General features: G+C 66.4%; 9 protein-coding genes. 2 read left to right on the top strand and 7 right to left on the bottom strand.

Annotated elements, in window-relative coordinates:
• The 3 genes from Q7T84_RS18885 to Q7T84_RS18875 all read right to left on the bottom strand — a co-directional run.
• On the bottom strand, window positions 1-706 hold a 706-nt coding region (locus tag Q7T84_RS18885), incomplete at its 3' end, for a ferritin-like domain-containing protein (RefSeq protein WP_304812042.1).
• A 238-nt stretch (window positions 707-944) separates the two neighbouring features.
• Window positions 945-1,352, bottom strand: a complete 408-nt coding sequence (locus tag Q7T84_RS18880; RefSeq protein ID WP_304812039.1) for a metallopeptidase family protein — start codon at window positions 1,350-1,352, stop codon at window positions 945-947.
• On the bottom strand, window positions 1,345-1,935 hold the full coding sequence (locus Q7T84_RS18875; protein ID WP_304812037.1) for a hypothetical protein: 591 nt from the start codon (window positions 1,933-1,935) through the stop codon (window positions 1,345-1,347). Before Q7T84_RS18875 ends, Q7T84_RS18880 begins: the two co-directional genes overlap by 8 nt.
• Window positions 1,936-2,021: 86 nt before the next feature.
• Here Q7T84_RS18875 and Q7T84_RS18870 point away from each other — a divergent pair, with 86 nt between their 5' ends.
• Both Q7T84_RS18870 and Q7T84_RS18865 read left to right on the top strand, forming a co-directional pair.
• Entirely contained in the window at window positions 2,022-4,340 is a 2,319-nt protein-coding gene (locus Q7T84_RS18870; RefSeq protein ID WP_304812035.1) for an ATP-binding protein, read from the top strand.
• Between the two features lie 85 nt (window positions 4,341-4,425).
• On the top strand, window positions 4,426-5,016 hold the full coding sequence (locus tag Q7T84_RS18865) for a sigma-70 family RNA polymerase sigma factor (RefSeq protein ID WP_304812031.1): 591 nt from the start codon (window positions 4,426-4,428) through the stop codon (window positions 5,014-5,016).
• A 178-nt stretch (window positions 5,017-5,194) separates the two neighbouring features.
• Here Q7T84_RS18865 and Q7T84_RS18860 read toward each other — a convergent pair whose 3' ends face one another.
• The 4 genes from Q7T84_RS18860 to Q7T84_RS18845 all read right to left on the bottom strand — a co-directional run.
• A complete protein-coding gene (locus Q7T84_RS18860; protein ID WP_304812029.1) occupies window positions 5,195-5,515 on the bottom strand; it encodes a 2Fe-2S iron-sulfur cluster-binding protein in 321 nt (106 codons plus the stop codon).
• Window positions 5,516-5,534: 19 nt separating this feature from the next.
• Entirely contained in the window at window positions 5,535-6,764 is a 1,230-nt protein-coding gene (locus Q7T84_RS18855) for an NAD(P)/FAD-dependent oxidoreductase (protein ID WP_304812028.1), read from the bottom strand.
• 81 nt (window positions 6,765-6,845) lie between these two features.
• Window positions 6,846-7,628: a succinate dehydrogenase iron-sulfur subunit gene (locus Q7T84_RS18850; protein ID WP_304812025.1), complete on the bottom strand. Its 783-nt coding sequence runs from the start codon at window positions 7,626-7,628 to the stop codon at window positions 6,846-6,848.
• 61 nt (window positions 7,629-7,689) lie between these two features.
• Window positions 7,690-8,592: FAD-binding protein (locus tag Q7T84_RS18845; RefSeq protein WP_304812022.1), on the bottom strand; the 903-nt coding region annotated here is incomplete at its 5' end.

The following is an 8,592-nucleotide window of genomic DNA, read 5'->3' as shown; positions in this document are numbered from 1 at the left end:
GGTCGGCCCAGATCTTCCCGAACTTGTGGTGGAAAGCCTCGTCGGTCATGACGAGCTGCATCAACTTCTTCCCGAGCGGGTCGTTGATGTTGTTGAAGAAGGTGGCGAAGGCGCCCATGGCGAGCCCTTCAACCAGCATCTGCATGCCGATGATCTTCTTATAGACCTCGGGCGAACCGATGATGTCGATCAGCAACGTCTTCAGGGTCGGGCCGCACTCGGCCGGACGGCCCCAGCGCGCCTTGATGTATTTGGCGAAGGCCGTGACGTGACGGGCTTCTTCGCGGGTCTGGTTGGCGGCATAGTCCTGCGCGCCCTGGTCCAGCAGCACATGGCAGAGGCTGGCCGTGAGGTTCAGCGCGCCCTGCTCGCCGTGCAGGATCGAGGAGAACGAACGCAGTGCCGATTGGTTGGCGAAGCGGACGCGGGTCTTCCAGTCGCTCAGGTGGTTCGACACATAGTCGGTCGACAACGAGATGATCATGTCCTCAGGGAGGAGCATCTCATTTTCCATGTCGAAGGGCTCGTCGAAGTCGATGTACTTCTTGTCGAGCGGATCCCAGAAATGGTCGTGGGTGGCCGAGATGATCTTGTCGAACGCCGTCGAGCGGGCGTTGTAGCGGTCAAGGTCCAGCATCGACTCGAAGTCGTCCGGCGCCACGGCCTCATAGATGATGTCTTTAGTGATGTTGCCGTCGGCGGCCATGGGTCGTCCTCCTCGACAGGGCGCGGTTATGCACCCGCTGCTTCCTACTGGAGGCCACCCTTTCAACAGAACAACGATCAGTCAAGAAAAATGACGGGGGCGTCACTTTCGGGCAGGGTCAACCTGGGTGTTTCGAGCGGTTGAACAGCAGGACCCCGGCCGGCTGCGAGACGCTAGGCGAGAATCCTCGGGGGGTCCCAGCGACCCGCAAGGCCGCTCGGGGCGACCAGACCAGGTCCTAGTCCGCAGCGGCCTCGATCGCGTCGATGTCGGGATCAGACAGGCCAAAATGGTGGCCGATCTCGTGGACCAGCACGTGGCTGACCAGTTCGGCCAGGGTGACGTCGCCGCGCTCGGCCCACTCATCCAGGATCGGGCGGCGATAAAGAAACACCCGCGAGGGTCCGGGCGAAGGGTCGAACACCGAACGGTCGGCGAGGTTCACGCCCTGATAGAGGCCGGTGAGTTCGAACGCATCCTCGATGCCCAGCTCATCCAGCACCTCGACGGCGGCGAAGTCATCGACGCGGAACACGACCTCCCCGGTCATGTTGCGAAAGCCCTCCGGAAGGGCGGCGAAGGCGGCCTCGGCCAGGGCGGCGAGGTCGTCGAGGGACGGCGCGCGTCCGGCGTAGGGGTCACTCATCAGGCACGACTATATGGGGCGCTTCGGGCAAGCGCCGCTCGAAAAGCCCGATATCGAGCGGCTGCTGCGGCTTCACCGGCTGCAGGGGTTGGCGCGTATAGGCCTGCAGGGTGTCGGAATCGACCGGCTCGCGCCCCCGCTTGCGAGCGTATCGGGCCTGAGGCCCGCCGACCTTCAAGGTGGGCGCCGCGCCGATCCGCCAATAGGAGATCATCACCCGCCAGATCGTGGCCGCCGGGTCGCCCTGATGCGCCGGCCAGCGATGGCCCTCGGTGAAGGTCGGGGCGACCGGGGCCGGCGCGCGAAGCCGGCCGCCGCGCGGCGCGACTTGCTGCACCAGCCGCAGGATACGGTCCTCGCTCGGCAGCGAGACCAGGCGCCCGGGGCGGTCGTCCTCAATCCGCCCCGCGTGGGCGTCGAGCGCGGCCTCACGTGTCGCATAGTCAGGTCCGACCGGCTCGGTCACGAAAGCGACGATATCGCCGGCGATTTCCAGCGCCTCGCGTTCGCGGGCCGCACGGCCACGCGGCTGAGACAGTGCGAGGCGGGCGTCTGTGGCCACCGGATAGAGGATCGCGGTCATGGGGGATCATCGCCGAAATGCGCGGACCAAACTATGGTCCTTGAGATGATTCGCCGCCCTTACGGAACGGCGGCGATGGAGCACTGATGAGCGAGCAAGAACTTATCCTCGGGGCCATCGCCGGCGCGGTGCTGCTCGCCCTGTGCGCCATGGCCTGGCTGGTGGACCAACGTCGGCGCAACGACGGCCGCCTGGACGAATTGCGCGCCAAGATCGCCGAACTGGAAGCCGGCGCCGAAGCATCCCAGGCCTCGGCCGAAGCCTTCGATTCCGCCCTGCTTTCGGTGGACGATGGTCACGCTCAACTGGCGTCCGGCGAGGAAAGCCTGGCGTTATGCGCCGAGGTGCTGGGCCTGGCCCACGCCGATCCCCAGGGCGTGGTTTCAGCCCTGATGCGGGCCGACCCCGATCATGCACGGCGCCTGCGCGCGCTGTTCGAGCGCGGCGAGGCCTGCGCCTTCGACGTGCAAGGCGCGGGCGGTCTGGTCGCGGTCGAGGGCCGCGCGGCCGGCGCCCTGGCCTGGCTGCGCCTATCGGCGGTGATGGGCGAGGAGGCCGGCCTGCCGACCGCGCCGCGCTTCGCCGCCTTCCTGGACGCCCGGCGCTCGCCCGCCTGGATCGCCGCGGCGGACGGCAGCCCGGTCTGGGTCAACGCCGCGTGGCTGGCGGCCGCGGGCGTCGCCACCTTGGACGAGGCGATCCGAGAAGGCGCCTCCTTCGACAAGGGCGCCGACAGTCTTGCCAGCGAAGCGGCTAATCTTGGACAACAGCGCGAAACCCTGCGCTGGACCACCTTTGGCGGGCGCCGCCGGGCCTTCCAGGTCACCGCCCAACCGCTGGAAGGCGGCGGCGTCGGGGTCTGGACCGAGGACCTCACCGAGACCGAGGAACTGCGTGAAGGGCTGAAGCGCCACGTCGAGGCCCACGACGAGACCCTCAACCACATCGCCGACGCGGTCGCCATCTTTGGCGAGGGCAAGCGGCTGATATTCCACAACACCGCCTTCGCCGACCTCTGGAACTTGGAGCCGGCCTGGCTCGCCGAGCGCCCGACCCACGGCGAAATCCTCGACCGTTTGCGCCAGCGCCGGCGGCTGCCCGAGACCGTCGACTACGCCAAGTGGAAGGCCGCAGAGCTCGACCGCTACGAAGAAACCTCATCGGGTCCCGACGACCTCTGGAGCCTGCCGGAGGGCCGGACCCTGAAGGTCGGCCGCCAGCCCCACCCGATGGGCGGGGTGGTGCTGTTGTTCTCCGACATCACCGGCGAGCTGCGCCTGAAGGCCCAGTACAACGCCCAGATCCAGGTGCAGCAGGCCACGCTCGACAAACTGAACGACGCGGTCGCGGTGTTCGGTTCCGACGGGCGCCTGCGCCTGCACAACGAAGCCTTCCAGCGTTTCTGGAACGTCACCGACGCCCAGCTCGAACAGGCCCATGACTTCGAGGGCGTGGTCGACCTCTGCGTGCCCCGCCTGCACGACATGGGGTTTTGGCGTGAACTGAAGGGCCGGGTGGCCGATCCCGATCCCCAGGCCCGCGCGCCGATCTCGGGCGAGGTGAAGACCTCCGACTCCCGCATCGTCGTCTATCAGTCACGCCCCCTGCCCGACGGCGCGACCCTGATCGCGTTCGGCGACGTCACCGACGCCCGCAAGCTGGAGCGGGCGCTGGCCGACCGCTCGGCGGCCCTGGCCGAGGCCGAGCGCCTGAAGCGCGACTTCGTGGGCAACGTCTCCTACGAACTACGCACCCCGCTCACCACCATCATCGGCTATTCCGAACTGCTGGAACGCTCGGGCGAGAACCTGTCCGAGCGCGGCCGGGGCCACGCCGCTGCGGTACGCACCGCCGCCACGCAGCTCGCTCGCTCCATCGACGACGTGCTGGACATGGCCCAGATCGACGCTGACGAGATGGCGCTCGACCTTGAGGACGTCCATGTCGCCGAGTTGCTGGTCAAGTCGGCCGAGCGCTGGGCCAAGGACGCCGAGGCGGCCGGCGTCACCATCAAGATCGAGCACCCGAGCGACATCGGCCTGATCCGGGGCGACATTAAACGTCTGACCCAGACGCTGGATCACCTGACCGAGAACGCGGTGCGCCAGACGCCGGCCGGAGGCCTGGTCACCATCGCCGCGCGCCGCGCGTTGGGCGAGATTCAGCTGCAGGTGACCGACACCGGGCGCGGCATCCCGTTCCACGTCCAGGCGCATATCTTCGACCGCTTCATCGGCCGCGAACGCGGCGGGCCGGGCCTGGGCCTGGCGCTGGTCAAGGCCCTGGTCGAGCTGCATGGCGGCTGGGTCGCCCTGGAAAGCGAGCCAGGCTCCGGCGCCACCTTCACCTGCCACCTGCCCGAGGCCGCCCAGGGCGCGGCTGGGCATCCGGAGCTGAGCTTTTAACTGCGCGCAAGCGGAGCCTTTTGGGAACCGGGGCGTTTAGTACCGCGAGGGGCGTGTACGGCCCTGGCTTGGATGAAGGTGCCCGATGGATATTCAGACGCTCGCGGACGAGGCTTTCAAGACTGAACTGACCGGCTTGATCCCGCAAATGCGCGCTTTCGCGCGCTCGCTTTGCCGCGATGCGACAGCCGCCGACGATCTGGCCCAGGACGCGCTTCTGAAGGCTTGGAACAACCGTAACAGCTATCAGCCGGGCACGAACATGAAGGCCTGGACCTTCATGATCCTGCGCAACCAGTTCTATTCCGACAAGCGCCGCTCGTGGCGCTCGACCCAGCTTGATCCGGAAGTCGCCGAGCGCACCTTGGTCGCGGTGTCGAACCCGATCGCCAGCCTCGAACTCGACGAGGTGCGCCGCGCCCTCGCCAAGCTGCCCGAAGATCAGCGCGAGGCGTTGATCCTGATCGGCGCCGGCGGGCTGTCCTACGAAGAAGTCTCCGAGATTTGCGGCTGCGCTATCGGCACGATCAAGAGCCGCGTCAGCCGCGCCCGCGACCGTCTGGCGTCTCTGCTGGAAGACGGAGCCTATGATCAGGACGACATCCTGCCGTCCAGCGCCATGGGCAATCTGATCGCCCAGCTCGACTCGCTGCGTTGTGCGGCGATCGCCGCTTAGCGGGACGCGCAGCGCCACCATTGGCAGGTCATCTAGAACTGCTTCGAAATTACGCCCGCAGCATCGCGCCTGCGGGCGTTTTACGTTGCCGAAAATGGGTCCGACCCGGCGCGCATAGGCGACGCCGGGCCGGGCTTTAACACTCGCCCCTGTCGCAAGACAGGGAACAGAGGCCTGACTAGTGCTGGCTTTCCGGCATCCGCACGACGAGACCGTCGAGCGCATCGCTGACCTTTATCTGGCAGGACAGGCGGCTGTTCGGCTCGACGTTCTCGGCGAAGTCGAGCATGGAATCCTCCATGGCCGTCGTCGAACCGGTCTTGTCCTGCCAGGCGGCGTCCACATAGACGTGGCAGGTCGCGCAGGCGCAGGCTCCGCCACAGTCGGCGTCGATGCCCGGGACGTTGTTCTTCACCGCGCCTTCCATCACCGTCAGGCCGTTCTTCACGTCGATGACGTGTTCAGTGCCGTCGTGCTCGATGTAGGTGATCTTGGCCATTTACTCCCCTTCGCCGCTTTTATGCAGCGACCTCTTTCATGGATATGGACGTGTCAGCAAGCCGCTCGAGATTGACCGGCTTACGGTTGGCGATGAGCTGTTTGCCCATCATAAACTCCGGGGGCGAGTTGATCGCCTCCACGGCTTGGACCTGATCGCCCTTCAGGTGAAAGACTGCAAACTTGGCGGTGGCGGGGTCGCCGCGCAGGAGAACTCGGTCGGCGTCAAACGGTAGACCGGCGATCTGAAGCTTCAGATCGTATTGATCGGACCAGTTCCACGGCACCTCGGGCGCGGGCGCCGCACGGCCGGTGATCGCCGAGGCGGCCTGCTTGGCCTGCTCCAGCGCGCTCGGCACGCTCTCGGGGCCGAACATGCGATCATAGTGGGGCATGGGGCGGTGGGTGACGTCGCCGATCGCGAAGACGCTGGGATCGGCGGTACGAGCTTCTAGATTCACCACGATGCCGCGGGCGCATTCGAGGCCGGCGTCACGAGCGATCTCGTCGTTGGGGGTGGCGCCGACGCCCAGCAGCACGACGTCGCAGGCCACGACCCGCCCGTCGGCCAGCCGCACGCCGCTGACCTGGCCGCCTTCGCCGATGAAGCCGCTGACGCTGGCGCCCAGGACGAATTCGACACCGCGCGAGATGTGATAGTCGCGGAAGAAACTGGAGAGCGGCTCGCAGGCGCTGCGGGCGAGGATACGCGCCTCACGCTCCAGCACGACCGCTTCGGCGCCGAGCGCCCGGGCAGAGGCCGCGACCTCCAGGCCGATATAGCCGCCGCCGACGATCACCAGCCGCTTGCCCGGACCCAGCGCCGCCTTGATCGCCTCGGCGTCGGCGGCGGTGCGCAGGGTGAGCACGCCGCCCAGATCGGCGCCCTCGATCGGCAGCCGGATCGGCCGCATGCCGGTGGCGATGATCAGTATGTCGTAGTTGAGGGTGTCGCCGTTCGAGAGCGTCACGCTCTTATCCGACCGAGCCAGCGTCTCGGCGCGGACATTGGGTCGGAAGTCGATGTTGTGCTCGGCGTAGAACTCGAGCGGCTTGAGCGCCAGGGAATCGGCGTCGGCCTCGCCCTTCAGCCAGGCTTTGGAGAGCGGCGGCCGCTGGTAGGGCGGGATCGGCTCCTCGCCCACCAGGGTGATGGGGCCCGCATGGCCATACTGGCGAAGCAAGGCCGCAGCCGTGCCGCCGGCGTGGCCCGCTCCGAGGATCACAATATGCGCGTCCGATTGGCTCATAGAAGCCCCATGCAGAAAAGTGACGGCGCCGTCAACTTTCCAAACGCCGTTCGGATTAGATCAGGCGCCAGCAGACCGCGATCAGACGACCCGGTCCACCAGCATCTTCTTGATCTCACCAATGGCTTTGGCCGGATTCAGGCCCTTGGGGCACACCTGAGCACAATTCATGATCGTGTGGCAGCGATAGAGCTTGAAGGGGTCCTCCAGCTCGTCCAGGCGGTCGCCAGTGGCCTCGTCACGGCTGTCGATAAGCCAGCGATAGGCGTGCAACAGAGCCGCCGGGCCCAGGTACTTGTCGCCGTTCCACCAGTAGCTGGGGCACGAGGTCGAGCAGCAGGCGCACAGGATGCACTCATATAGGCCGTCCAGCTTTTCCCGGTCTTCCGGGGTCTGGCGCCACTCGGTCTGCGGCTCGGGCGTGGTGGTGTGCAGCCACGGTTCGATCGAGGCGTACTGAGCGTAGAACATCGACATGTCCGGGATCAGATCCTTGATCACCGGCATGTGCGGCAGCGGGCTGATCTGGCAGTCCTTGCCGGGCACCTCGGCGTGGCCGTGGGTGCAGGCCAGGGTGTTGCGGCCACCGATATTCATGGCGCAGGAGCCGCAGACCCCTTCGCGGCACGACCGGCGGAAGGCCAGCGTCGGGTCGATGTCGTTCTTGATGTGGATCAGAACGTCCAAGACCATCGGGCCGCAGGCCTCGAGGTCAACGTCATAGGTGTCCCAGCGCGGGTTCTCGGACCCTTCGGGATCATAGCGATAGATCTTGAAGGTCTTCACCTTGGTGGCCCCGGCGGGCGCGGCGTGGTGCTTGCCCTTCTGGACGCGGGAATTCTTGGGCAGAGCGAGCTGGACCATCAGACGCTTTCCTTAAGCGAGGACGCGTTAAACGAGGAAACGAGGGAAGCCATCATCGGTCCTAGTACACCCGCGCCTTGGGCGGGATGTAAGCGATGTCGTTGGTTAGGGTGTAGCTGTGCACTGGCCGGTAATCGATCGCGACCTTGCCGGTCGTATCGTCGAACCAGGTCAGGGTATGCTTCATCCAGGTTTCGTCGTTGCGGTCCGGGAAGTCCTCGTGGGCGTGGGCCCCGCGGCTTTCGGTGCGGTTGAACGCTCCGGCCACCGTGGTGATCGCCTGGCCGACCAGGTTGTCGAACTCCAGGGTCTCCAGGAGGTCGGTGTTCCAGATCAGGCCGCGGTCGGAGACCTTGAGGTCCGGGCGCTTGGCGTGGACAGCGGCGAGCCGCTCGACGCCGGAGGCCAGGCTGTCGGTCGTGCGGAACACGGCGGCGTCTTCCTGCATGGCCTTCTGCATTTCGAGACGCAGCGAGGCGGTCGTGGTGCCGCCCGACGCGTTCCGGAACTTGTCGAAGCGGGCCAGGTGACCGTCGGTCATGGCCGGCTTCAGTTCGGGCTGGGTCGCGCCGGCCTTGATGGTGTCGGCGCAGCGCAGCGCGGCCGAGCGACCGAACACCACCAGGTCGATCAGCGAGTTGGAGCCCAGACGATTGGCGCCGTGAACCGAGACGCAGGCGGCTTCGCCCACGGCCATCAGGCCCGGAACCACCTTGTCCGGATCATCGCCCAGACGGGTCACGACCTCGGAGTAGAAGTTCGTCGGGATGCCGCCCATGTTGTAGTGGACGGTCGGCAGCACCGGGATCGGCTCCTTGGTCACGTCGACGCCGGCGAAGATCTTGGCGCTTTCCGAAATGCCCGGCAGGCGCTGATGCAGGATCTTCGGATCCAGGTGATCTAGGTGCAGGAAGATGTGGTCCTTGTTGGGACCCACCCCGCGGCCTTCGCGGATCTCCATGGT

It is taken from the genome of Phenylobacterium sp. (genome assembly GCF_030654915.1).
Taxonomy (GTDB): domain Bacteria; phylum Pseudomonadota; class Alphaproteobacteria; order Caulobacterales; family Caulobacteraceae; genus Phenylobacterium.
The sequence above is the reverse complement of the archived record's forward strand: the minus strand, read 5'-3'. Positions and strand labels throughout refer to the sequence as shown.